This is a genomic window from Streptomyces sp. SGAir0957, from assembly GCF_043523415.1.
This window is the reverse complement of sequence record NZ_CP027293.1, coordinates 234,476-259,376: the sequence shown is the minus strand read 5'-3', so window position 1 is coordinate 259,376 and position 24,901 is coordinate 234,476. Positions and strand designations below refer to the sequence as shown.

The following is a 24,901-nucleotide window of genomic DNA, read 5'->3' as shown; positions in this document are numbered from 1 at the left end:
GGATCGCCTCATGAGCAGCCCCGAGGCCGAGCCCCTGGCATCGCCGACCACCGAGACCGACCGTCGGACCACGGTTCTGGACTCCGCCCTGGCCACGTTCGCCCGGTTCGGCTACCGGAAGACCTCCATGGAGGAGGTGGCGCGGGCGGCGCACATCTCCCGCCCGGGGCTCTACTTCCTCTTCGCCTCGAAGGAAGCCCTGTTCCGCGCCGCGGTCACCCAGGCTCTGGAACGCGACATCGCGGCGGTCGAACACGTCCTGGCCGAGGTCGACCGCCCGCTCCCGCAACGTCTCATCGAAGCCTTCGACCGCTGGGCGGGCCGCTACGTCGGCCCGCTGGCCCGCGATGTCGCCGGGGTCGTCGAGGACAACCCCGACCTCATCGGACCGATCGCACAGACCGCTCCACGGCGGTTCGAGGAGCTGATCACGGACGCGCTCGCCGTCGACTCGGGCCGGGAGAGGGCCGCCCGCGTGGCGCAGACACTGATCAGCACATCGATCGGCCTGAAGCACCAGGCAGAGTCGCGGGATATCTACCTCGCACGCCTGAAGGTCGCCGTCGATCTCCTCGTGCACTGAAAGACACCTCCGGCCACCGGTCGGACGAGGTGTTCCTCGCCCGACCCGCCCGGGGGCTGCTGCCCAGGTGGCGGCGCGGTTGCACACGGCGGTCTCGTTGCGCGCCTGCTTCAGCCGTGCTTGGCTCGCGCGATGAACTATCTGCTGACGGCGAGCGGCCTGCGCAACGACACACAACTGGACGCGCTGCGGGACATGCTGGGGAAGCCGTTCGGAGAGGCGAACGTCGTGTACGTGCCCACGGCGTCACTCGCGGAGCCCGGGGACCACGGATGGTTGCTCGCGGACATGAACCGGGTGCACGGCCTGGGCTGGCGCGAGTTCGACGTCCTGGAGCTGAACGGCCTGCCCCGGCAGACGGTGCTCGACCGGCTGCTCCACGCCGACGTCGTCTACGTCAGCGGCGGCAACCACTACCACCTCGCGCGCAGCATCACCGGCAACGGCCTCGCCGACGGCTTCCTGGAGGCGCTGCAGAGCCGCGTCTACGTCGGGTTCAGCGCAGGATCGATGATCTTCAGCCGCCATCTCACCGCACACTCCGCCGACGTGATCGGGGACACCGCGGACCTCCACCTGCTCGGCACGAAGACGGTGGAGCCGCCGTTCGGCCTCTTCGACTGGTACCTCAAGCCCCATCTGTACTCACCCGATTTCCCCGTGCGGGACGACGCCTGGGCCGATCGCATCGCCGCCCGGGCGGACTTCCCGATCTACTTCATCGACGACGAGACGGCCGTTCGCGTCAGGGACGGTGAGGTGGAGGTCGTCTCCGAGGGCCGGTGGCGGTTCCATCCGTGACGCCGTGACGCGACACATGCGCGGAGGCAGCGCCCCCCCGGCCGGTGCGGTCCTCCGCCCGTCCGACCGCCTCTTAGGATCTTGCGATGCCCACCTGGAAGAAGACGCTGCGTGATGCCGGGATCCGGCGCGCCGACCTGCACGCGGACTACTCCCGCCAACGCGACCTCGTGAAGACCTTCGCGAAGAAGGAGTACCTGGCGGTACGTCTCCTGCTGCCGCGGGACCTGCGCCCACCGGTCGTCGCCGCGGTCGCCTTCATGCACGCCACCGACAACCTCATCGACACCGGTGACGTCGCCGACCGCAAGAATGCGCTGGCGCGCTGGGCCGAAGCGACCCGTGCCGCACTCGACGAACCGGCGGTCGGCACCAACGCCACCCTGCGGACACTCGCCGACACCGTCATGCGCCACCCCGGCCTGCGACCGCGCGTCGAAGCCTTCCTCGACGGCGCCCCTCTGGACGTCGACTACACGGGCTTCACCACCGAGGAACAGCTTCAGGAGTACGTCACGGGCTACTCACTGCCCGCCTTCATGCTCATGGCCGGTTTCGTCGCCCCGGACAGCGCACAGGGTCCTCGCGGCGGGCGCGGCGATCAAGCCGCGTTCGAAGAGGGATGCCGCGCGCTGATCGAGTCGATGCAGCGGGTGGACTGGCTCGACGACCTCGCCGAGGATGCCGCCGACGGCGTGGTCGGCATTCCTCGGCAGGACCTCGACCGGCACGGGCTGACCGTGGCCGGCATCGCGCAACCCACGGACAGCACCCGGCGTTCCCTGGCCGCACTGGTCCAGGAGCAGGCCGCCCTGGCGCAGGACCGGCTCCGGGCGGCGGAGCGGCTGCCCCGGCTCGTCGTCCCGGCGGCCGGGCCCTTCGCCACCGCGCTGTGCCGCCTCCAGCACCTCAAGCTGGCCGCGGTGCGCCGGGCGGGCGGCGATCTGGTGGACGGGGGAGCCGAGGCGCCGTTGCCGGCGGTCCTGAGAACACTGGGCGGCCAGTACCGGGCGGCGCGGCGCCGCCGAAGGTAGACGCCGTCCGGTATGGCCCCGCGACGTGGGAGTCATCGGGGCCCCGTGCTCATGCGGCGGCGAGCGAGACCAGCACCGTTGCGGCGAGCGAGGAACGTGTGACCATGCCGGACACCGAGGTGTTCTCCGAGCGGGCGTGCGCGCCCGAGCCGATGGCGCCGATACCGTCCAGGACCGGTGTCCCGGCGGCCACCACGAAGTTGCCGTCGCTGGCGCCGCCCACGGATGTCTCCCGCAGCTCCTCGCCGAGCAACGCGGCGCACCGGCGGGCCAGTTCGGCGTAGGACGCGACCTGCGGGGTGCGTTCGAAGACGGGGCGGTTCCAGTCTCCGCCGACCTCCACACGGGTCCGCGGGTCCACCGGTGCGAGCGCGGCGAGGGCGTCGGTGATGCGCTGTTGCTCGGCCGAGGAGGCGACACGTACGTCGATGTGCGCGACGGCGCTGCCCGCGGTGACGTTGCTGCGGGTGCCGCCCCGAACCGTGCCCACGTTGAGCGAGGTGCCCGCGCCGGGGTCGCGGAGTGCGGCCAACCGCAGGACCTGGTGGGCGAGTTCGTCGACCGCGCTCGCCCCTGCGGTCGGGTCGAGCCCCGCGTGCGCCTCGGTGCCGGTGACCGTGAGCGTGAACAGGCCCACGCCCTTGCGGGCCGTCTTGATGGCGCCGTCGGCGGCCGCTTCGAAGACCATGGCGAGCCGGCTGGTGCGGGACTCCTCCACGATGGCTTCGTGGGAGCCGAGACTGCCCGTCTCCTCGTCGCCGTTGAGCATCAGGGTGCAGGCAGGGCGGGGCAGGTTCAGTGCGTCGAGGGCGCGCAGGGCCCAGACCGCCTGGACGAGACCGGCCTTCATGTCGAAGACGCCGGGTCCGCTGATGTGGTCGCCGTCGCGGTGGAAGGGCCAGGCGTCGAGAGTGCCGGTCGACCAGACCGTGTCGTAGTGGGCCAGGAGGAGGACGGGCCGGTCGTCCCCGGCTGTCGCGTTCCGGGCCGGGTAGCGGCGTATGAGGATGTCGCCGACGTCCGTGCGGGGCAGCGTCTTCTCCGACTCCGGCGCGCCCAGGCGCTGGTCGAGCCAGTCGCGCAGCCAGCCGAGGCAGGCGTCGAGGGCGGCCCGGTCGTCACTCGAACTGCCCTGGGAGGTGTAGGCGTCGAGGTCCGCGACCATCTCTTCGCGGTGTTCCTCCAGCCAGACACGCACCGCCTCGGCCTGCTCCGCTTCGGGCAGACGGCCGGGGACCGCGGACCCCGTGAGCCGGTCCAGCTCGTCGAGGCGTGACTCCGACATCTTCTGCGGAGCGCCTTCCAGGTCGAGCAGCCCGTCCATGACGGTGCGCAGGAGCGGGGTGGGCAGTCCTTCGCGGGCCGCGTGGTCGAAGACGTCGGCGTAGTGGGTGGTGACCTCGACGGGCCGGTGCCGTACGGCGAGGTCGCGCCAGATGCCGCTGCGGTCCTTGCTCTGCGTGCGCAACCAGGCGGTCAGCCGGTCGAGGGCGGCTTCGCGTGCGGCCGGGTCGGCCCCCTGCCGAAGGGGGTGGGGGTCGAAGGCGTCGAAGGGCTCAAGGGTGATGCCGAGCCGGTCGGCGACGGCGAAGATCTCGTCGGTCAGGCCGGTCATGGCGGCCCTGTGCCGGTCGATGAGGTCGGCCATGGGGGCGTCGGCGAGGGCGGTCGCGGCGAGCATCGCGCCGAAACCGGCCTTGGCCCACAAGTACCCCTCGACGTTGTCGCTGGCCACGGCCGGGCCCCAGCTGTGGAGGTCCTCGACGACGGAGCGGACGCGGTCGCTGACCGGGGCACGGTCGCACTCACCGATGACGAGGGCTCCGGCGCCGCCGTCCAGGACGACGCCCGGTTCGACCACGTCGGCGAAGATGTTCACGAAGGCGGCGACGGTCCGCTCGGCCCCGATGTGCTGGGCGATCAGTGCCTCGTTGAAACCGTTCTGGAGCGAGACGACGAAGCCGTCCGGGGCGAGACGGGGCGCGATCCAGGCGGCCGCGCCCCCCGTCGCCTGGGCCTTCACCGCCAGCAGGACCCGACCGAGGGTTCCCTCGAACTCGTCCGGGGTGACGGCCGTGACGGGCACGCCGGTGCGGGTGCCGCCGCGGGCGACGACGAGTCCGTTCGCGCGGATCGCCGCCACGTGCGCCGGGTCGGCGTCGACGACGGTGACGGGGTGGCCGGCGCGCGCGAGGGCGAACGCCAGCGTGCCGCCGATCGCGCCCGCGCCGACGACGGTGTAGGCGGCTCGCTGGGGGGATGGGGCGGTCATCGGGTGGGTCCTTCCGTGGGGGCGGCGAGCGGGGTCGCGCCGGGCGCCGTGGGGGCGAGCGGGGTTGCTCCGGGCGCTGTGGGGGCGGCCGGTGTCGCGGCGAGCGAGGTGGCGCGGGTGTCTCCGGGCTGCCAGATGCGGGGCAGGTGCAGCGCGCCCGTGCTGGAGCCGCCGTCGACGCGCAGGACCTCCCCGGTGATCCAGGAGGCGTCCGGGCCCGCGATCCAGCACACCGCGCGGGCGATGTCCCGGGGATCGCCGGGGCGGCCAAGGGGGTTGGTGCCGATCGCCGCCGCGTACTCGGCGGAGACGGGGTTGCAGTCGCTGGCGACCTGGACGAAGCCGGGGCTGACCGCGTTGACGCGGATGCCGTGCTCGCCCAGTTCCAGGGCGGCGGCCCGGGTGGCCATCTCCAGGGCGGCCTTGGAACTCGCGTACGGGCCCCCGCCGGGCCGGGCGCGCAGCGCGGACCCGGAGGAGATGTTGACGACCGCACCGGGCCGGCCGGCGGCTACAGCGAGCCGGGCGAACGCGCCGGTGGTGAGGACGGGCGCCCGCAGGTTGACGGCGAACAGCCGGTCCCAGGCGCGGGCGTCCACGTCCAGCATGTCCAGGGAGGGGTAGAGACCGGCGGCGTTGACCAGGACGTCCACGGGGCCGTGCCCGGACCAGGCCGCCTCGACCAGGGCGGAGGGGGCATCCGGGTCCGTCAGGTCCGCGGTGTGCGTCGCCGCCCGGCCGCCGAGGCGTGCGGCGACCCTGTCCAGGGCGCCCGGGTCGCGGTCGGCGAGGGTGAGCAGGGCGCCCCGCGCGGCGAACTCCTCGGCGATCGCGCCGCCGATCCCGCCCGCGGCGCCGGTGACGAGGACATGAACCATCAGTCGAACTCCTTGTCCTTGGTCTCCGGCATCGTGAGATAGACGACGAGGGAGATCAGCGCCGCGACGGACACGTAGATCCACAGCAGGTCGCTGTGGCCGCTCTCGTGCAGCCAGGTGGTGAGGTAGGGCGCGGTGCCGCCGAAGACGGCGACGGCGAGCGCGTAGGGCAGGGCGATGCCGGTGGCACGGACCTCGGCCGGGAACTGCTCGGCCATGATGACGGCGCAGTTGGCGGAGTAGCCGAGGATCAGCAGCATGCCGATGAGCTGGACGAGGAACAGGCTGAGGAAACTGCCGTTGAGCAGGTGCAGCAGGGGCCAGGCGAGGACGACGAAGCCGGCGGCGAAGCCCGCCATCGTCGGCTTGCGGCCGATGCGGTCCGACAGCCGCCCGGCGAACGGCAACGCCACGACGAAGACGAGCAGACACAGCGTCTGTGACAGCAGCGCGGTTCTGAGCGGGATGCCGGTGGTCAGATTCGCGTACGTGGGAAGGTAGTTGACCCAGATGTAGTAGGTCAGCGTGCCCGCGATGGTGATGCCGACGACCCGCAGGGTCGCCGCCGGGTGCTCGACGAACATCGCCTTGACGGGGTTGGTCCGGGTCCGCCCCTCGCCCTGGGCCTGGGTGAAGGCCTCGGTGTCCTCCACGGAGACCCGCAGCCACAGACCGACGAGGCCGAGCAGGGCGCCGAAGACGAACGCGGCCCGCCAGCCCCAGGAGTGCACGGCGTCGTCGCTCAGCGCCGAGGTGGTGAGGGTGCCGAGGAGGGAGGCGATGAGGACGCCGCCCGCCACCGACACCTGCTGCCAGGACCCGGCGAACGCGCGCCTGCCGCGGGCGGCCGACTCCACGAGGAAGGCGGAGGACGAGCCGAACTCGCCGCCCGCCGAGAACCCCTGGACGAGCCGTGCGAGGAGCAGGATGAACGGCGAGAGCACGCCGATGGTCTCGTAGGTGGGCGTGATCGCGATGAGGAACCCCGCGCCCGCCATCAGGGCGACGGTGAGAGTCATGCCCTTCTTGCGGCCCCGGCGGTCGGCGTAGGCGCCGAGCACGGCGGCGCCGACCGGGCGCATCACGAAGCCGACGGCGAAGACGGCGAGCGTCGAAAGCAGCGCCACCGCCCCGTTGCCCTTGGGGAAGAACTCGTCAGCGATGATCTTGGCGAAGATGGAGTACAGGGCCCAGTCGACCCATTCGACGGTGTTGCCGATGGTGCCGGCGACGATGGCCTTGCGCTGGGCGCCGCTCAGTCTCCCGCCGCCGGCGGCGGGACCGCCGTCTTTGGTCAGGGAACCGGCGGGGGTGGCGGATCCTTTGGTCGTCATGGCGTCTGCTCCGGGGCTTCGGGGGCGGGACGAGCGGTCGTCGGGGTGGTGAGTACGGCACGCGCGGCGTCGGCGAGCTGGGCGTGCGTGGCGAACCAGACGTCGGCGTGGCCGGTGATGTGATCGAGCAGTTCCCGCAGCGCCACCAGGCGCGAGCGGTGGCCGATGACATGCGGGTGCAGGGTGAGCTGGAAGACCCCGCCGTCGCGGTAGGCGGCGTCGAACTCGTCCCGCCAGATCTCCAGCACGTCGCGCGGGCGGCTGTGCGGGCGGACCGAGCCGTAGCGGTCCATGGTGAAGTACGGGGCGTCGTCCCGGATCCAGTCCACCGGGATCTCGACGAGCCCGGTGGGCCTCCCGTCGGCGAGGATCTCGTACGGCTCGTCGTCGGCCATCAGCGAGGAGTCGTAGGCGAAACCGAGCTCCAGCATGATGTCGAGCGTGGAGTCCGAGAAGTCCCAGGAGGGCGTACGGATGCCCACAGGACGTCGGCCGGTCAGGGATTCCAGGGTGTCGAGGGCGCGGGCGGTCAGCTCCCGCTCGTCGTCGCGGCCGAGCAGCATGTTGCGCTCGTGGATCCAGCCGTGGACGGCCAGTTCGTGCCCGTCACGCGTGTAGGAGCGTGCCTCCTCGGGGTGGATCAGGGCCGAGACCGCCGGCATGAAGAACGTCGCGGGGACGGAGTGCCGGCCGAGCAGGTTCAGGATGCGGGGGGCTCCCGCGCGGGCCCCGTACTCGCCCTGGGCGAGCCTGCCGGGGCTGGTCTCGCCATCGCGCAGCGGGATCGTCTCGTGGTCGGAGTCGAAGGACAGGGCGACCGCGACCCGGGCGCCGCCGGGCCAGCGATCGGGCACCAGGCGCCGCCCGGCACGTACGGCGTCGACGTGGCCGCGCCAGGTCTGTTCGGTCCAGCGCCAGCTCTCCGCGGGCAGGCCGGAATCGTCTGTGGGCATGCTGACTCCACCAGGGGTCGGGGGCGGTACGAATGATGAGAACAGAAGGTTGAGGGGGGAGCGCTCGTGGTGTCCGGCGGCCGGTGCGATGCGGTGCGGTGCGGTGCGATGCGGTGCGGTGCGGCTCTGCGGACCGTGGAGGGCTCAGGCGGCGGGTGGGACCATCCGGTGCCAGGAGTACTTCATGGTGACCAGATGCAGCGTCACGTCGGAGGCGAGGAGGCCGGGCAGCGCTCCGATGACGTCGCTGGTGTAACGGAAAAGGTCCGTGCGGCGCGGCAGCACCATGTGCCCGACGAGGTTGAAACGCCCGGTCGCCGCGCCCAGGAACTTGGTGCCCGGATGCCCGGCGAGCTGCCGTCCCGCCGCGTCGAGCCGGTCGGGCTCGATCGACAGCCAGACCATGAACTCGGCGTCGTAGCCGAGCAGCGAGGACTCCACCAGCGTGCGGAACTGCAGGACACCGCGGGACATGAGCCGGTCCATGGCCCGCGCGACGCTGGACTCGGTGTGTCCCAGACGCCGCGCCAGGGTGCTGACCGGGGTGCGGCCGTCCTCCTTGAGCTCCGCGACGACCTCCTGCTCCAGGGTGCTGAGCGCTTGCGGCGTCCCGTCCCAGTCGGCGCGCTCGAAGGGGGAGGACGAGGAGGCGGGCCGCAGGTCGGCGGCGGCCTCGGGAGGCAGCAGCCCGGTGTCCCAGAGGGAGGCGGAGGTGAAGGCGCGGATGACCGGCACGGCCTCGGTGCTGGTGATGAGGTCGGCCGCCGGCAGGTCGGTGAAGAGCATCCGCATCATCTCCTCGTTGTCGCGCGCGACGAAGTCGACGATGAGGTCGGCGGCACCGGTCACCACCGCCACGAAACGGACGTCAGGACTGGCGGTGAGCCGGTCCGCGACGTCCAGACCGCGACCGGGCCTGGCCTGCACCCGGACGAGCATGGAGGATCCCTCCCGCGTCCGGTCCAGCTCCAGAGTGCCGATGACACGCAGCAGCCCCCGCTCGCGCAGGGACCGGTAGCGGCGCTGGGCCGTCGTCTCACTGGCGTCCACCCACCGCGCCACCGCGCTCCACGGGGCACGACCGTTGAGCTGGAGGGCGGCGATGATGCGCCGGTCCAGCTCGTCGAGGGTGTCCGCGGAGGCTCGGTGGTTCATGCCGCTGACGCTAATGAGCACTCCGGCCCTCGTCAATGAAGGAATCCTGCATCATCGCTGGTCAACGACGTGTCAACCAGCAGTCGAGGCGTTACGCAGGGGTAAACGGCCCAGTTCGGGCCAGCGAACGGCCGGGGGCCGGAGCGTGGCGGATTACGCCACCAGGTGTCCGAAAAAGTTCCTCGGGCCTGGCGCCACCTGGCCGAACCCCTCCGGACACGACCTGGCCGCCACCGCCCCTTCGAACGGCTCAGCTCTTCTCGCCCACCGCGCGGCAGCCGTCAAGAAGGCTCTCCTGCTGTTGGCGTATCACCCGTAGCGAGTCTTTGATCGCGTCGAGCTGACTGGCTACGAATATCGATTCCGCGGGGGTCGTCCAACCCGGACGCCGCCAGGACTCCCGCAGCGTACGCCAGACATCTTCGTCACGGATCTCCCGGATGAGCCGCGCGATGTCCTGCACTTTGTCGTCCAGCTCTTCTATGTCGTGCTCCATTCCATTCCTCTCCGTCCCAGGTCTTGGTCTCGGTCTCGGTCTAGGTCTCGGTCTCGACACGCAACAACGTCCGAGCGAGGCAAAGTCGTCACAAGAGCTTTGGCCGCCTTCGAGATAAGGCGATGTCTTCGTCGGGCCGCTACCAGATTCCCTGCTTTCGTGCTGCGGCGCGAACGACCTGCGGAGCCTCTCGGGACACCTTCTTGTTGGTCGCGAGAATCGCCGCCTGAGACGCGGCGATCGTGGCAGCGTCCTTGAACTGGGCCGTGGGCCAGAGGTTCTGCAGCGTCTGATACATAATCAGCGTGCCCTCGGCCATGCCGATCTCGCGGCAGATCAAGTAGAACCAGCGATTGGTGATGCCTGACATCAGGTGCGGGTCGGCAGGCTGGAAGTAGCCACTCATGTCGCGCGGCTGCGGATCCCGTCCCATGACGGGGTTGTCGTATGCGGTGCCCGGCTCCGCCATGTTGCGCAGCGCCTCGCCGGTCAGTTGAGGTGCCATGATGTCGTCGCCGATGAGCCAGTCGTGATGGTCCGCGTCGTGGCCATGGACCCACGCGTCGATCGCCGAGGCCAGCATGTCGCTGAACGACTCGTTGAGCGCGCCGCTCTGATCGTTGGTGTAGTTCAGCCCGCTGGTGAACTGCGTCACTCCGTGGGTGAGCTCGTGGGCTGACACGTCGATATCGGCCGTCAGATCTCGGAAGACGACGTTGCTTCCGTTCCCGAAAACCATGAGCAGTGCTGTTGGATCGAAGAACGCGTTGTCGAAGCCGACTCCGAAGTTGACGTTCGCGACCACGTTCAGGCCGGAGTTGTCGAGGGAGTTGCGTCCGAGCTTTTCGCGGTAATACTGCAGGACCTTGTGCATGTGGTCGTACGCGTCGTTGGCGTTCTGCCCCGGCACGGCCGGGTCGCCCTCGCCCCGTACAGCTTTGACGTTGTATTTCCACTGGTGCAGGTCGTCATAGATGATGACGCCGGCCGTCCCCGGCCGGGGTATCTGAACTCCTTCCACCAGCTCTTCAGTGAGTCCCAGAGGAGCGGGCGTGTTCGGAGCTGCCACGGGTGCCTGGATCCGCGCTTGGCGGAACTTCGCCGATACGACGGCAGATCGCTGGGCGTCGGTGGGGTCGAGACTTTCCCTGGCGTGCACCCTCGCAATGTGGTCCAAGACATGGGCGGGAACAAACGAGCATATGTGGCGCATATGAAGACCTCCCCGTTTGCTGTTGGCTACTTCACCTCCTACACCCTTCGGTCGTGCGTGTCGATGGGGTGCCGCAGCGTATTAGTGACCGGGTTGTGAGTGGCTCACCATTTTCCACTGGGGTCTCATCCAAGCAATTGACGACCAGGTGTCGTGCTGACGGATCAAGGGGTGGTGGCGTGGGCGCAGGGAATTGCAGATTCCGAGCGAGTTGCTTCGCTGACTACTAAATGCGGTCGCCAGGTGTGAACATCTCGTGCCTTGCGGCGGCGGCTCAGCGCGCGGGACAGGGCGTGCGGGCGCGAGATCTCGTGCCGCGTGCCGGTCCCCCGGCACCGGGTGCGGGCGGGGTGCGTGCGAGGGTGGAGCATGACGACTGAACGTTTTGATGTGGCCCGTCAGATCGCCGCGCCCCCGTCGGCGGTCTTCGAGGTGTTGCGATCCCCGCGGGGCCACGTGGCCATCGACAGCTCGGGGATGCTCCAGTCCGCGGAAGGGGAGCCCGTCAGCGGGGTGGGGGACGAGTTCGTCGTGCACATGGACCGGGAAGCGCTCGGCGACCTGCCGATGGGGCGGTACGACGTGACCGTGATCATCACGCGGTACGAACCCGACGTGCTCCTGGAATGGACGATCTCAGGCACCATCCAGCCGCCCATCCGGCACCTCTACGGGTACCGGCTCGAACCCAGTGCGGCGGGGACCCTCGTCACCTCGTACTACGACTGGAGCCAGATCGACGACAAGTACCGGGAAGCGGGCGTCTTCCCTGTCATCCCGGAGGCGGGGCTGCGCGCCACGCTCGGAATCCTCGCTCGCACCGTCGAGAATGGCGCCGTCGGATTCTGACGGCGGGTCGGCCAGCCCCAGTTGCAGGGCTCGCGGTACTGACCAGTGCGGACGGCGACCGGCCAAGTCGTCGTCGGCACCGGTGTCAACGTCAGCCCCGGGCGATTCTCCGGTACCGGCCGACCGCCAGCGGCATGAAGAGGGCGATGACGGCGCACGCGCACAGAAGCGCGTAGGCGGTGGCGTGCTGGACGGGCCAGGAATCGGGCGGGAGTACCGCCGACGGGGCCTTGTTGCCGAAGAGGGAGCGGGTGGCGGTCGCGGTCGCCGATACCGGGTTCCACTCCGCGACCACGCGGAGCGGGCCGGGCATCGTGGCGACGGAGACGAAGGCTCCCGAGACGAAGGTGACCGGGAACAGCCAGATCAGCCCGGCGCTCTGGGCGACCTCGACGCTGCGGGCCATGAGGCCGATCGTGGCCCCGACCCAGGACATCGCGAAGGCGAAGAGCAGGATCAGGCCGTAGGCGGCGATGGCCTCCACGGCCGAGCCCTCGACGCGCCAGCCGACGAGCAGACCGCACAACGAGGTGACGGTGAGTGTGACCGCGCTCAGGGCGAGGTCGGACAGGGTGCGGCCGAGGATCACGGAGCCGCGCGGTGTGGGCAGGGCGCGGAAACGGTCGACCATGCCTTTGTCCATGTCGGCGGCGAGTCCGATGGCGGTGAACGAGGCATTGAAGGTGACGGCCTGGGCGAAGATGCCGCCCATCAGGAACGTCCGGTACTCGGCGCCGCCGAGGCTGCCGCCGAAGACGTAGGCGAGCAGCAGGACGAACATCAGCGGTTGGACGAGCGCGGCGATGACCGCCCCCGGGGTGCGACGCAGATTGAGCAGGTTGCGCCCGGCGATCAGGAGTCCGTCCCGCACGGTGCGAAACGGTGGGGTCGGTTGGTGCGCGGTCAGGTTCAGCGTCGTCGCCATGCGTGGGCTCCCTTCTTGCGTCCGCTGCGGCGTCGGAGCGGGGCGGGTCGCTGCTCGGCGGTGGGGTGAGTGTGGGAGGCGGGGGAGGGGTCGGCCTCGGGGTCCAGCTCCCGCCCTTCCGCGTCCAGCTCCCGCCCTTCCGCGTCCGGCCCCCGTCCTTCCGCGTCCGGCCAAGGCCCCTGCGCGTCCAGCTTCGGCCCCTGCGCGTCCAGCTCCGCGGAGGAGACGTCAGCGCTCCGCGGCTTTCCTGTCAGCGCCAGGAACACGTCGTCCAGAGTGGGTGGCGCGAGTGACACGTCCCGTACGGTGAGCCGCGCCGCTTCCAGTACGGCGAGGGCGTGCCGCAGTGCCGCGGCGCCATGGTCGGTGGCGACGGAGATCGTGCCGGTACGCCGGTCCACGTCCGGTGCGTAGGGGCCAAGGCCCGCCATCACCTCGGTGACCGCGCCGAGGGTTTCCGGCGCGGCGGGGCGGAGGGTGATCCGTTCTCCGCCGACGGTCTTCTTGAGTTCGTTCGCGGTGCCGCGGGCTATGACGCGGCCGTGGTCAATGACGGTGATGGAGTCGGCGAGTTGGTCGGCCTCCTCAAGGTATTGGGTGGTGAGCAGGACGGTGGTGCCGTCGGCGACGAGGTCCTGCACGGCCTGCCAGGTGTCGGCCCGGCCGCGCGGGTCGAGCCCCGTGGTGGGTTCGTCGAGGAAGACGACGGCGGGGCGTGTGGTGAGGGCGCCGGCCAGGTCGAGGCGGCGACGCATGCCGCCGGAGAAGCCGCCGCTGGGCCGGTCGGCGGCTTCGGTGAGGGCGAACCGTTCGAGCAGGTCGGCGGTGCGCCGCCGGGCCTCCTTGCGGTTCATGCCGTGGAGCCGGGCGACGAGGTAGAGGTTCTCGCGTGCGGTAAGGCGTTCGTCGACGGCGGCGTACTGGCCGGACAGGCCGATGCGTTCACGCACGGCCTCGGGGGCGTCGCGGACGTCGTGCCCGGCGACCGTGGCGCGGCCGCCGTCGGGGCGCAGCAGGGTGGTGAGGATGCGTACGACGGTGGTCTTGCCCGCGCCGTTGGGGCCCAGGAGGCTGAGTACGGTGCCAGCCGGGGCGCGCAGGTCGATGCCTGCGAGCGCCCGGCGGCCACCGAAACTCCGTGTGAGGCCCTCGGTCACGATCGCGTCCGGTCCCTGGAGGGGGTCGGCGGCGGCCCGGCCCAGGTCGTCCCCGTGCGGAAGGGGGCTGAGCAGGTTCGTTCCTGATGCGTTCATCGGGAGGCCATGGCGCTGCGGGGCGTGAGGTCCGTCCAGTGGGTGTCGACGTAGGCGATGCAGGCCTCGCGGGTCGTGGGTCCGTGGACGGGCCGCCAGCCCGCGGGGATGTCGGCGAACTCGGGCCACAGCGAGTGCTGGCCCTCGTCGTTGACCAGGACACGGTGCTGGATGGCGGGGTTGTCGAAGGGGTTGGTCATGGTGCGGTCACTCACTCTCTCGGTCATGTGGAGTCAACTGGGCGCTCTGCGCGCCTACTTGAGCTGCCTGCTGGCTGCTGCCTGCTGGCCGCCTGGCCGCCTGGCCGCTTGTCGGTCACTGATGTACGGGGTCATGTGGCACGCAGCGCCGCGTCGAGGACGGGTCCGATGACGGCCCGGGAGTCGGGGCGGAGCATCTGGGCGTGGCCGCACTGCACGTCGTGGACGTGCAGCGTGCCGTCGACGTACGGCTCCCACAGGGCGGGGACGAGGCCGTTCCCGGGGTCTTCGTCCGTGGCGCGGAAGAAGAGGATGTCGCCGTGGACGGTGCGCGGGACGTAGCGGCGCATCAGCCGGGCCTGGGCGGCGAAGTTGCCGACCATGGTCTCGATGGTGCCCGGCTCCAGGGCGCCGAGCGGGCTGCCGGTCTCCCGCAGCGCGTCGCGCACGGCGGCGGCGTCCAGCGGGGCGTCCGGGTCCCAGGCGGACAGGTCGACGCCGAGGGCGGTCAGCAGGGCGCGGAAGACGACGTCGTGTCCGGCGTCCTCCAGACCGTCGGCGGGCGGTGCGGGGAAGGCGTCCATGATGGCCAGGAGCGCCACGTCCTCGCCCGCCTCCTGGAGTTGCACGGCGATCTCTTGGACGACGTTGCCGCCGAAGGACCAGCCGAGCAGCCGGTAGGGGCCGTGCGGCTGCACCGTGCGCAACTGCGCGACGTAGTGCGCCGCCATCGCTTCGATGCTTTCCGGGAAGGGCTGTGTGCCGTCCAGGTTGGGCGTCTGCAACCCGTACACGGGCCGGTCGGTGAGGTGCTGAAGCAGTCCCGCGTAGGACCATGCCAGGCCGCCCGCCGGGTGTACGCAGAACAGGGGCGGGAGCGTGCCGCCGACGCGCAGCGGCAGCAGGGAGGCCAGGTCCTCGCCGGGCCGGGCGCCGCCGGACTCCGCCTCGCGGGCCGCGAGCGCCGCCGCGAGACCGGCCGGGGTCGGTGCCTCGAACAGTGCGCGGATGCCGAGATCCGTGCCGGTGGCGTCGCGTACGTGTGCCAGCAGGCGGGCTGCCAGCAGTGAATGGCCGCCGAGTGCGAAGAAGTCGTCGTCGGCCCAGCACTGTTGCGTGCCCAGCTCCTCCGCGAAGAGGGCGCACAGCAGGTCCTCGCGCGGTCCGGCCGGGGGCCGGCCCGTGGCGCGTGCCAGGTGTTCGCCGTGCGGGGTGGGGAGCGCGGCACTGTCCAGCTTGCCGCTCGCGGTGAGCGGCAGCGCGTCGAGGGTGACGAACGCGGCGGGAACCATGTAGCCGGGCAGTTCGGCCGCGACGGCCGCGCGCAGCGTGTCACGGTCCGACCCACCCGGCGCGACCGCGCCACGGCCCGACCCACCCGGCGCGACCGCGCCACTGTCCGACCCACCCGGCGCGACCACGGCACGGTCGGGCACCACGTAGGCGACCAGCTGTTCCGTGCCCTGGGCGTCCTGCGCGCCGACGGAGCGCAGCACCACGGCCGCCTGGGCGACGCCGGGCCGCCGCTCCAGTACGGTGACGATCTCGCCGGGCTCCACGCGGAAGCCGCGCACCTTGAGCTGGCCGTCGGCCCGGCCGATGAACTCCAACCGGCCGTCGGAGCAGCGGCGTACGAGGTCTCCGGTGCGGTACATGCGCTCGCCCGGCGGGCCGAACGGGTCCGGTACGAAGCGGGCGGCGGTCTCGGCGGGCCGGTCGAGGTAGCCGCGGGCCAGGCTCGTTCCCGCGAGGTACAGCTCGCCGGTCGCGTTCGGTGCGGCGGGCCGCAGGTGGCGGTCGAGGACGTAGGCCCGGGTCCCGGCGACGGGGGTGCCGAGCACGGGCCGGTCGCTGTCGCCCAGCGGCGTGTGCAGGGTGTCGACGGTGGCCTCGGTGGGTCCGTACAGGTTCCACACGGTGAGGCCGGGGACCTCGCGCAGCCGCTGCCACAGGCCGGGCGGCACCGCTTCGCCGCCGAGCGCCAGGACGGCGGGCGGGTGCCCGGCCGTCCCGGGCTCGCACAGCCCGGCGTCGAGCAGGGCCGCAGCGTGGCTGGGGGTGGTCTCCAGTACGTCGATACGTTCCTCGCGCACGGCCCGGACGAGGGCCGCCGGGTCGCGGCGGGTGTCGTTGTCGACGACCAGGAGCTCGTGCCCGTCGAGCATCCACAGCACGGGGTCCCAGGAGGCGTCGAAGGAGAGGGAGGCGGTGAGTGCCACCCGGAGCCTGCGCCCGCCGCTCGCCGCCGGCGCGAACAGCGCCTGCCGGTGGTGCTCCCACAGCTGGGCCAGCGACCGGTGTTCCACGACGACGCCCTTGGGGCGTCCGGTGGAGCCCGAGGTGTGCAGCACGTAGGCCGCGTCCCGGGGGCCGGGCGCACCGTCCCTGGGTGGTTCACCGGGGAGTGCGGCCAGGGCCGCCAGGGTGTCGGGGGCGTCCAGGAGGATCACCTGCCAGGGCCCGTCGGGGACCCGGTCGGCGGTCGCCATGGTCGCGAGGACGACAGCCGGTCGCGCGTCGGTCAGGACGGCGTCCACCCGCGCCTGCGGCAGGGCGTCGTCGAGCGGGGCGTAGACGCCGCCCGCGGCCAGGACACCGAGCAGCGCGGTCAGCGAGCCGGTGGAGCGCGGCAGCAGCACCGCGACGGTGCGGTCAGGGCCCACTTCGTGCGCGCGCAGCAGATGGGCCAGGCGGGCGCTGTCCTGGGAGAGTTCGGCGAAGGAGAGCGCCTGCGGGCCGCAGCGCACCGCTATGTCGCCGCTGCGTGCCGCCGCGACGGTGGCCTGGAAGCCGGCCGCCACGGTCGGGTGCCGCGGGTCGGCCTCGGGTCCGCGCCCCCGGTCGAGCAGCTCGGTGCGCAGGGCTCGGCCCAGAGGGTCGTGCCCTGAGAGCGGCGTTTCCGGATCCTTGACGACGAGCCGGAGCAGCGTGACGAAGGAGTCGGCCAGGTGCTGGGCCGTCGCCGTGTCGAAGAGGTCGCGGGCGAACTCCAGCTCACCGGTCAGCTCTCCGCCGCCGGACTGCTCGGAGAAGTTGAACGACAGGTCGAACTTGGCCGCGGCCGTGTCCACGCCCTGCACCGCGGCGTGCAGTCCGGGCAGGTCGAGGGTGGGGCGGCCGGCGTTGTTGAGGGACAGCATCACCTGGAACAGCGGGTGCCGGGAGAGGGAGCGCGGGGGCGCCAGGTCCTCCACGAGCGACTCGAACGGCAGGTCCTGGTGCGCGTACGCGGCCAGGTCGGTCTCCCGGGCCCGCTCCAGCAGGGTGCGGAAGTCCGGATCGCCGTCGGTGCGGACCCGCAGGGTCAGGGTGTTGACGAAGAAGCCCACAAGCCCGGCGAGCGCCTCGTCGGTGCGGCCTGCGACCGGACTGCCGACGACGATGTCCTCTCCCGCGCCGTGCCGGTCGAGGACCGCGGCGAGTACGGCGTGCAGGGCCATGAAGGTGCTGGCCCCCTCGCGTCGTGCCAGCTCCGCGAGGCGGCGGCCGTCGTCCTCGGTGAGCGGCAGGGTGATGCTGCCGCCGCGTCCGGAGCCGGTATCGGGGCGGGCCCGGTCCGCGGGCAGCGCCAGTTCGGTCGGTATTCCGTCCAACGCGTCGCGCCAGTACGCCAGTTGCCGTGCGTGCACGCTTTCGGGGTCATCGGGGCTGCCCAGCAGGTCGCGTTGCCAGAGGGCGTAGTCGGCGTACTGCACCGGCAGCGGCGTCCAGCCCGGGGCGCGGCCGTCGACCCGGGCGGCGTACGCGGCCGCCAGGTCCTGCGCCAGCGGGCCCATCGACCAGCCGTCGGCCGCGATGTGATGCGCCGTCAGCAGCAGGATGTGCTCCTCGGCACCGGTCCGCAGCAGCTCCGCGCGCAACGGCAGGTCACGACTGAGGTCGAACCCCTCGCGCGCCGCTGTGCGCAGCACGTCCGGGGCCTGGCCAGGGCTGCTGGGCGTGACGGTGAGCGTGGGGCGGGCCTCGCCGGGGGAGAGGACGCGCTGGGCCGGGGTGCCGGGCCGGCCCGCGGCGTCGCGGAAGACCGTGCGCAGGCTCTCGTGCCGGGCCACCACGTCGCCGAGCGCGGCGCGCAGGGCGGGCACGTCGAGCCGGCCTTGGAGCGCCACGGCCATGGGCAGGTTGTAGGAGGCGTCGGCGGCGTGCATCCGGTTGAGGAACCAGAGCCGGTGCTGCGCGAAGGACAGCGGCAGGTCCGCGGGCCGGTCGGTCCGGGCGTGCAGGGACGGGCGTCCGCGTGCGGCGCCGTCGAGGCGGCGGGCGAGTCCGGCCGGGGTGGGGTCCTCGAACAGGGCGCGGACGGGAATCTCGACGCCGAACGCGCTCCGTACGCGGTTGACGATCCGGGTGGCCAGCAGTGAATGGCCGCCGAGCGCGAAGAAGTCGGCGTCGCGGCTGACGGAGTCGGTGCCGAGGCACTCGGCGAACAGCGCGCAGAGGATCTCCTCCTGCGGGGTGCGCGGACGCTCGCCCCGCTCCTGTACGGCCGCTCCCGGGTCGGGGAGCGCGGCGAAGTCCGTCTTGCCGTGCACGGTGAGGGGTATCTCCGGCACCAGCGCGAGGTGGGAGGGCGTCATGTACGCCGGGAGCCGGTCGCCGACGAACGCGCGCAGCCGGTCGGCTGTCGGCTCGGCGCCGGTCTCCGGCACGGCCCAGGCGACGAGCCTGCCGCCGCCCTCGGCGTCGCGGACGCTCACCACGGCCTGCCGGACGGCCGGGTGCGTCGTGAGCGCGGCCTCCACCTCGCCGGTCTCGACGCGGAACCCGCGCACCTTGACCTGGGAGTCCGTGCGGCCCACGAAGACGAGCGACTGGTCAGGGCGCCTGCGCACCAGGTCACCGGTGCGGTACATGCGGCTGCCCGCGGGACCGTACGGGTCGGCGAGGAACCGGTCGGCGGTCATGCCGGTCGCCCCGTCGTAGCCCCGGGCCACACCGGCTCCGGCCAGGTACAGCTCACCGGTGACGCCCGGCGGCGTGGGGCCGAGGCGTGCGTCGAGGACGCGGGCGCGCAGGCCGGTGATCGGCCGGCCGATGCCGGGGACCGAGCCGGGTGTCACCCGGGCGATGACGCTGTCCACGGTCGTCTCGGTCGGCCCGTAGAGGTTCCACACGCTCACGCCGGACAGCTCGGCCAGGTCCCGCCACAGCTTCTCGTGCACCGGCTCGCCGCCCAGGGCCACCACGCGCGGCCAGGGCTTGCCGGCGGCGAACAGGCCGCAGGCGCGGAGCTGTTCGAGGAAGGACGGTGTCGTCTCGATCACGTCGATCCGCCGCTCGTGCACCAGACGCACCAGCGCCTCCGGGTCGCGTCGGCTGTGGTCGTCCACCAGGTGCAGCTCGTGCCCGGCGGCCATCCACAGCAGTGGGTCCCAGGAGGCGTCGAAGGTCGCCGCCGCCGTCAGCGCCACCCGCAGGGGCCTGCCGTTGTTGGCCTGCTCGGCGGGCTCGATCAAGTGGCGGCCGTGGTGACGCAGCAGGTTGGCGAGCGCGCGGTGCTCGACGACGACGCCCTTGGGGCGGCCGGTGGACCCGGAGGTGTGGAGAACGTAGGCGGGGTCGGCCCCGCGGGGCCCGTCCGGCGGCAGCGTTCCGGCGGGCAGGTCCGGGTCGGGCGCCTCCTCCAGGTACAGCGTGGGGGTGCGCGAGGCGGGCAGTTCCGCGGCGCAGGCCCGCTCGGTGAGCAGGACCGCGGGGCGCGCGGACTCCATGATCTGCGCGTTGCGCTCCACCGGGTGCGACGGGTCGAGCGGCACGTACACCGCGCCGGCGCGCAGCACGCCGAAGACGGCGGCGATCTGCCGCGCGGAGCGGGGCACCGCGACGGCGACCCGGTCACCGGGGCGGACGCCTGCCGCCGACAGCCGCCGGGCCACGCCGAGCAGCTCGCCGGCCAGCTCGCCGAACGAGACCGTGCGGTGCCCGTCGGCCACCGCGGTGCGGCCCGGGGTGACCGCCGCTTGTGTCTCCAGCACGTCGCAGACGCTGTGCACCAGCTCGTGGCCGCGTTCGGCGGAGCCGTCCTGGGGGCCCGTGTCGAGGGCGGCGCGGCGCTGGTCCTCCGTCAGCATCTCCAGGGCGCCCAGGCGCGCGTCGGGGTCGGCGAGCGCGGATCGCAGCAGGCGGGTGAAGTGGTCGGCGAAGCGGCGGACGGTGCTCTCGTCGAAGAGTTCGGCGCTGTACTCCAGTTCGCCGGTCAGTCCGGCCGGTCCGCCGTCGACGCCGTGCAGTTCAGTGAAGTCCCAGGTGAGGTCGAATTTGGCGGTCGTCCGCTCGGGCCGGAGCGCCTCCGCGCGGACACCGGGCAGGTCGAGCCGGGGCGCGCTGGTGTTGTTCAGCGCCAGCATCACCTGGAAGAGCGGGTGCCGGGAGAGTGAGCGCGGCGGCGCCAGGGCCTCCACCAGCCGCTCGAACGGCAGGTCCTGCCGTCCGTAGGCGCTCAGGTCCGTGGTGCGCACCCGGTCGAGCAGCTCACGGAAGGCGGGATCGCCGCCGGTGTCTACGCGCAGCACCAGGGTATTGACGAAGAAGCCCACGACGTCGTGGAACTCCTCCTCGTCGCGGCCCGCCACCGGCGTGCCCACGACGATGTCGTCCCCGCCGCCCAACCGGTGCAGCAGCGTGGCGAGCACGGCGTGCAACACCATGAACGGGCTGACTCCCGCGTCCTGCGCGAGCGCGACGAGCGCGCGGTGCCCTGCCGCGTCGAGGCGCATCGGTATGCGGCCCCCGCGGTTGGTGGCGCGCTCCGGGCGCGGCCGGTCGTGGGGGAGGGGCAGTTCGGGCGGCAGGCCCGCCAGCGCCGTGCGCCAGTGCGTCAGCTGCCGCGCCGCCAGTGAGTCGGAGTCCTCCGGGTCGCCGAGCCGGGCGCGCTGACGCAGCGCGTAGTCCGGGTACTGCGCGGGCAGCGGCTCCCACCGCGGGCCCTGTCCGCCGGTGCGGGCCCGGTAAGCCGTACTCAGATCACGGACGAGCGGCCCCATCGACCAGCCGTCGGTGACGATGTGATGGAGCGTCAGCAGCAGGAGGTGCGAGCCGGACGCGCCGTCCTGTTCCTTGAGGGGCGCCAACAGGGCGTGCACCGGCGGCTGTCGGGTCAGGTCGAATTCCGGCACGGGGAAATCGGAGGGCCGGCCGCCCGGCCGCACCGAGGTGGTGTGCAGCTCGACGCCGCACTCCCCGGCCGGGAGAACGACCTGGTGCGGCCCCTGCGCGTCCTCCCGGTAGACGGTCCGCAGGCTCTCGTGCCGCGCGAGCAGGTCGGAGAAAGCGGCCCGCAGCGCGGGCACGTCGAGGGCGCCGTCGAGCCGGACGGCGACGGGGATGTGGTAGCGCTCGCCGCCCTCGCCCATTTGTTCCAGCAGCCACAGGCGGTGCTGGGCGGCGGAGAGCGGAAGCCGTGCGGGCCGCGGCCCGGGAGCTGGGCCGACCGGGCTCTCCCCGGGCCGTCCCGGCTCGCGGTCGGCGTCGACGAGTTCCGCGAGGCCCTCGACCGTCGGCGCCCCGAAGAGCGCCCGGACCGGCAGCCGGGTCCCGGTCCGCTCGGCCAGCCGCGACAGGAGCCGGGTGGCAAGCAGGGAGTGACCGCCGAGAGCGAAGAAGTCGTCGTCCCGGCCGACCTCGGACAGCCCGAGGACGTCCGCCATCGCCGCGCAGACCGCCTCCTCGGTCTCGGTGCGCGGCGCGCTCCTTGGCCCCGTGGAAGGAACGGTGGCCTCCGGCAGCGCCGTGGTGTCCAGCTTCCCGTTCGGTGTCAGTGGCAGCCGCTCGGTGACGGCGTAGGCCGCGGGCACCATGTGGGCGGGCAGCGACGCCGTCAGGGCGTCGCGGACCGGACGCGGGTCGCGCCGCACCTTCGCGCCGGCCGCGTCCTCGGCCGGTACGAGGTAGGCGGCGAGGAGTTCGCCCCCGGGCCCGTCCGCGCGGACCGTGACCGCCGCCTGCGCGACCCCGGGCAGCGCGCGGAGCGCCGTCTCGATCTCACCGGTCTCCACCCGCTGACCGCGGACCTTGATCTGTCCGTCGCTGCGCCCGACGAACTCCAGCGAGCCGTTCTCGTGCCACCGCGCCAGATCCCCTGTGCGGTACATGCGCTCGCCCGGTTCGCCGAAGGGGTCGGCGAGGAACCGGTCGGCGGTCAGCCCGGACTGCCCGGAGTAGCCGCGGGCCACGCCTTCGCCCGCCAGGTACAGCTCGCCGGTCGCGCCGCACGGCAGCAGCCGCAGCGCCGCGTCCAGTACGTAGGAGCGGGCGCCGCGGACCGGGCGGCCGATGACGGGGATGTCGCCGCCGATGCGGGCGGTGACGGCGTTCACCGTCGTCTCGGTCGGCCCGTAGAAGTTGTAGGCGAGCAGGTCCCGCTCCCCGGAGAGGCGCTGCCAGAGTTCGTCGTTGACCGGCTCGCCGCCCAGCGCGATCACCGTGGGGCGGTGCGCCGCCGTGCCGTCCGCGTCGTCGTCCTGCGCGGTGAGACCGGCGGCCAGCAATTGCTGGAGGAAGCTGGGCGTGGTCTCGATGACATCGATGCGCTCGGCGCGGAGGAAGTCGACCAGCGCCTCGGGGTCGCGGCGCGTGGTGTCGTCGACGATGTGCAGGTGGTGGCCGCCCAGCATCCACAGCAGCGGGTCCCAGGAAGCGTCGAACGAGGTGGCGGCGGTGAGGGCGACCCGCATCCGGCGCCCTTCGGCCAGATCCGCGCTCGCGTGCGACTCCTGCCGGTGGTGGGCGAGCAGGTTGCTGATGGAGCGGTGCTCGACCAGTACACCCTTCGGGCGGCCCGTCGAGCCGGACGTGTAGATGAGGTAGGCGGCGTCGTCGCCCTTGGGCGCGGAGGGCAGGGAGAGGCCGGGCGCGGGGTCCGGGGTGCGCGACAGTTCGCGCACGGCGGTGCCCGTGGGCGCCATGCCCGCGACCGGGCCGTCGGGTGCGCAGACCAGGATCACCGGGGCGGAGTCCGCCAGCAGGTAGGCGATGCGCTCGGCCGGGTAGGCGACGTCCACCGGCAGGTAGACCGCGCCGCTGCGCAGCACGGCGAGTGGCGCGACGACGGTGTCGACCGAACGCGGCAGGGCCACTGCCACGGTCGTGCCGGGGCCCGCGCCGTCCGCCCGCAGCGCCGCGGCGGCCGCGTCGACGGCCCGGTCCAGTTCGGCGAAGGTCAGGCCGCGCGTGCCGTCGTCCACGGCCGGCGCGTCGGGTGTCTCCCGCGCCAGCCGCGCAAGCACCTCCGGCAGCGTCGGATCTCCGGCTCCACCGTCCTCGGCCGCCTCGGGGGATATCGCCGTACCGTCCGGGGCGGCCGGTGTGCCGGACCCGAGGGCCAGCATCCGATGGCGCTCCTGAAGGTCAGTCAGTTCTACGGCGCTGAGTGGTCGTTCCAGGTCCGCGACGAGTTCCTCGGTCAGCCGCAGGATCCGCTCCAGGTGCCCGGCGGCGGCCCGCTCGTCGTAGAGCGCGGCGTTGGCGAGAGCGTCGACGCGGGCACCGGCGCCGCCCGGCGCGGGGTGCACGGCCAGCGTCAGGTCCTCCACGGGGCCGAGCGCGAGGTTGTGCAGGGTGCCGCTCGCCGGACCGAACCGCAGGTTCTCGTCGAAGGCGAGCACGTTCACCGCGGGCCCCGTCAACGGCTCGCCACGGACCAGGCCGCGCTCCCGGCGCAGTTCCTCCGCCGGGAACCGCTGGTGCCGCAGCACGCCACGCATCGCCGTCGTGGTCCGGCGCAACAGGTCCTGCACGGAGTCGGTCGCCGACACGCGCAGCCGCAGCGGAAGAACCTGGGACATCATGCCCGGCGTCCGCCGCGCGGTCCGGCTGCGGCGGCCGGTCACCGGCATGCCGAGGAGCAGGTCCTCCGCGCCCCGCATCCGGTGGACGTAGGCGGCCGTACCGGCCACGAACAGCGCGGGCCAGGCCACCCGGCCCCGACGGGCACCGTCGCGCAGCCGCCGCCAGCGGGCGCCGTCCAGGGTGACCGACCGCCGCAGCACCTCCGCGCCCGGAGCCACCGTGCTCTCCGTGAGCCGCTCGGCGAGCGGAGCGCCCTCCAACTGCTCGCGCCAGTAAGAGGCGTCCTCGGCGTATTGAACGGACTGCGGATACTGCCGCGCTTCCGCGACCAGGGGCTCGAGCGGCAGCGGCTCGGACGGGACGTCGCGCCCGGCGGCGAGGAGACCGTACGTCTCGGCGATCCGGCCCAGCGCCACAGCGGCGCCGTACCCGTCCAGCACCAGGTGATGAGTGCGCAGGAACAGCAGATGTCGGGCATCGGAGAGCCGATACAGCGTGAAGGCCGTCACCGGGCCCCGCACGACATCGATGGGCGTGGACAGGTCCTGCCGCATCGCCTCGTGGGCCGCCGTCGCACCGTTCGCATGTGCGGACAGGTCGACGAAGGAGACACCCATGGCGGAGTCGGCATGGACGTATTGACCGGCCGTCACGCCGCTCGGGTCGTCGAAGGCCCCGGCCGTCACGCCGCTCGGGTCGTCGGCCACCCCGGCCGTCACACCGCTCGGGTCGTCGACGACCGTGACGCGCAGCGCTTCCATCTCCCGCGTCACGAGCGTGACGGCCCGCCGCAACGTGGCAAGGTCCAGCTCCCCTGTGATGTCGACGTACTCGGCGATCGTGAAGTCGGTTCCCCGCGGGCGCACCTGGTGCGCGAACCACAGGGATTCCTGCGCCGCGGTCAACGGCAGCCTCACGGTGCTCCCCTCAGCCATGGGCCCGCTCCAGTACCGCACCGATGCGTGCTGACACCGTCGACCACCCCTCCTGCTCGCGCCTCACTCGGTGCAGATGCGAAGCCTGCGCTGCACCGTCTTTCGTGGTTGATCCGAGACGCATGGGGCTGCGGATTGGTGTGTGACACAAGACACTCTTTGTTACTAGTTCGTACTTCGCCCGCTTTCACTCCGGTGGCGGGGGGCATTCCAGACATGCGCTGGGACAGGGGG

Annotated in this window: 14 protein-coding genes and 1 pseudogene; 4 read left to right on the top strand and 11 right to left on the bottom strand. The window is 72.3% G+C overall.

Annotated elements, in window-relative coordinates; translation table 11 throughout:
• The first annotated feature begins 10 nt into the window (after nt 1-10).
• The 3 genes from C1N81_RS06640 to C1N81_RS06630 all read left to right on the top strand — a co-directional run bounded on the left by C1N81_RS06640 (nt 11) and on the right by C1N81_RS06630 (nt 2,418).
• A complete protein-coding gene (locus C1N81_RS06640; protein WP_394427695.1) occupies nt 11-583 on the top strand; it encodes a TetR family transcriptional regulator in 573 nt (190 codons plus the stop codon).
• Nucleotides 584-715: 132 nt separating this feature from the next.
• Entirely contained in the window at nt 716-1,384 is a 669-nt protein-coding gene (locus C1N81_RS06635; RefSeq protein WP_394427693.1) for a Type 1 glutamine amidotransferase-like domain-containing protein, read from the top strand.
• Between the two features lie 86 nt (nt 1,385-1,470).
• Complete coding sequence (locus tag C1N81_RS06630) at nt 1,471-2,418, top strand: phytoene/squalene synthase family protein (RefSeq protein WP_394427691.1); 948 nt, start codon at nt 1,471-1,473, stop codon at nt 2,416-2,418.
• A 49-nt stretch (nt 2,419-2,467) separates the two neighbouring features.
• Here C1N81_RS06630 and C1N81_RS06625 read toward each other — a convergent pair whose 3' ends face one another.
• The 7 genes from C1N81_RS06625 to C1N81_RS06595 form a co-directional block, all read right to left on the bottom strand.
• On the bottom strand, nt 2,468-4,690 hold the full coding sequence (locus C1N81_RS06625; RefSeq protein ID WP_394427689.1) for a 2-dehydropantoate 2-reductase: 2,223 nt from the start codon (nt 4,688-4,690) through the stop codon (nt 2,468-2,470).
• The gene (locus C1N81_RS06620; RefSeq protein WP_394427687.1) at nt 4,687-5,568 is read right to left on the bottom strand and encodes an SDR family NAD(P)-dependent oxidoreductase; all 882 of its coding nucleotides are present in this window, start codon (nt 5,566-5,568) and stop codon (nt 4,687-4,689) included. The genes C1N81_RS06625 and C1N81_RS06620 overlap by 4 nt, the downstream gene beginning before the upstream one ends.
• The gene (locus C1N81_RS06615) at nt 5,568-6,902 is read right to left on the bottom strand and encodes an MFS transporter (RefSeq protein WP_394427685.1); all 1,335 of its coding nucleotides are present in this window, start codon (nt 6,900-6,902) and stop codon (nt 5,568-5,570) included. The genes C1N81_RS06620 and C1N81_RS06615 overlap by 1 nt, the downstream gene beginning before the upstream one ends.
• Nucleotides 6,899-7,855 carry a polysaccharide deacetylase family protein gene (locus tag C1N81_RS06610; RefSeq protein WP_394427683.1) on the bottom strand — a complete coding sequence of 319 codons (957 nt, stop codon included), beginning with the start codon at nt 7,853-7,855 and terminating at the stop codon, nt 6,899-6,901. The genes C1N81_RS06615 and C1N81_RS06610 overlap by 4 nt, the downstream gene beginning before the upstream one ends.
• A 144-nt stretch (nt 7,856-7,999) precedes the next feature.
• Nucleotides 8,000-9,010 carry an Lrp/AsnC family transcriptional regulator gene (locus tag C1N81_RS06605; protein WP_394427682.1) on the bottom strand — a complete coding sequence of 337 codons (1,011 nt, stop codon included), beginning with the start codon at nt 9,008-9,010 and terminating at the stop codon, nt 8,000-8,002.
• Nucleotides 9,011-9,260: 250 nt separating this feature from the next.
• Nucleotides 9,261-9,506, bottom strand: a complete 246-nt coding sequence (locus tag C1N81_RS06600; protein ID WP_394427681.1) for a hypothetical protein — start codon at nt 9,504-9,506, stop codon at nt 9,261-9,263.
• 139 nt (nt 9,507-9,645) lie between these two features.
• The gene (locus C1N81_RS06595) at nt 9,646-10,665 is read right to left on the bottom strand and encodes a M4 family metallopeptidase (protein WP_394427680.1); all 1,020 of its coding nucleotides are present in this window, start codon (nt 10,663-10,665) and stop codon (nt 9,646-9,648) included.
• A 423-nt stretch (nt 10,666-11,088) separates the two neighbouring features.
• Here C1N81_RS06595 and C1N81_RS06590 point away from each other — a divergent pair, with 423 nt between their 5' ends.
• Entirely contained in the window at nt 11,089-11,568 is a 480-nt protein-coding gene (locus tag C1N81_RS06590; protein WP_394427679.1) for an SRPBCC family protein, read from the top strand.
• Nucleotides 11,569-11,659: 91 nt separating this feature from the next.
• On the opposite strand, the gene C1N81_RS06585 is transcribed toward C1N81_RS06590, so the two are convergent.
• The 4 genes and pseudogenes from C1N81_RS06585 to C1N81_RS06570 all read right to left on the bottom strand — a co-directional run bounded on the left by C1N81_RS06585 (nt 11,660) and on the right by C1N81_RS06570 (nt 24,667).
• Nucleotides 11,660-12,493: an ABC transporter permease gene (locus C1N81_RS06585; RefSeq protein ID WP_394427678.1), complete on the bottom strand. Its 834-nt coding sequence runs from the start codon at nt 12,491-12,493 to the stop codon at nt 11,660-11,662.
• 194 nt (nt 12,494-12,687) lie between these two features.
• Nucleotides 12,688-13,695: pseudogene (locus C1N81_RS06580) on the bottom strand (ATP-binding cassette domain-containing protein); the annotation flags it as partial.
• Nucleotides 13,696-13,742: 47 nt separating this feature from the next.
• On the bottom strand, nt 13,743-13,946 hold the full coding sequence (locus C1N81_RS06575; RefSeq protein ID WP_394437772.1) for an MbtH family protein: 204 nt from the start codon (nt 13,944-13,946) through the stop codon (nt 13,743-13,745).
• A gap of 131 nt (nt 13,947-14,077) precedes the next feature.
• Nucleotides 14,078-24,667, bottom strand: a complete 10,590-nt coding sequence (locus C1N81_RS06570; protein ID WP_394427676.1) for an amino acid adenylation domain-containing protein — start codon at nt 24,665-24,667, stop codon at nt 14,078-14,080.
• Nucleotides 24,668-24,901 lie beyond the last annotated feature (234 nt).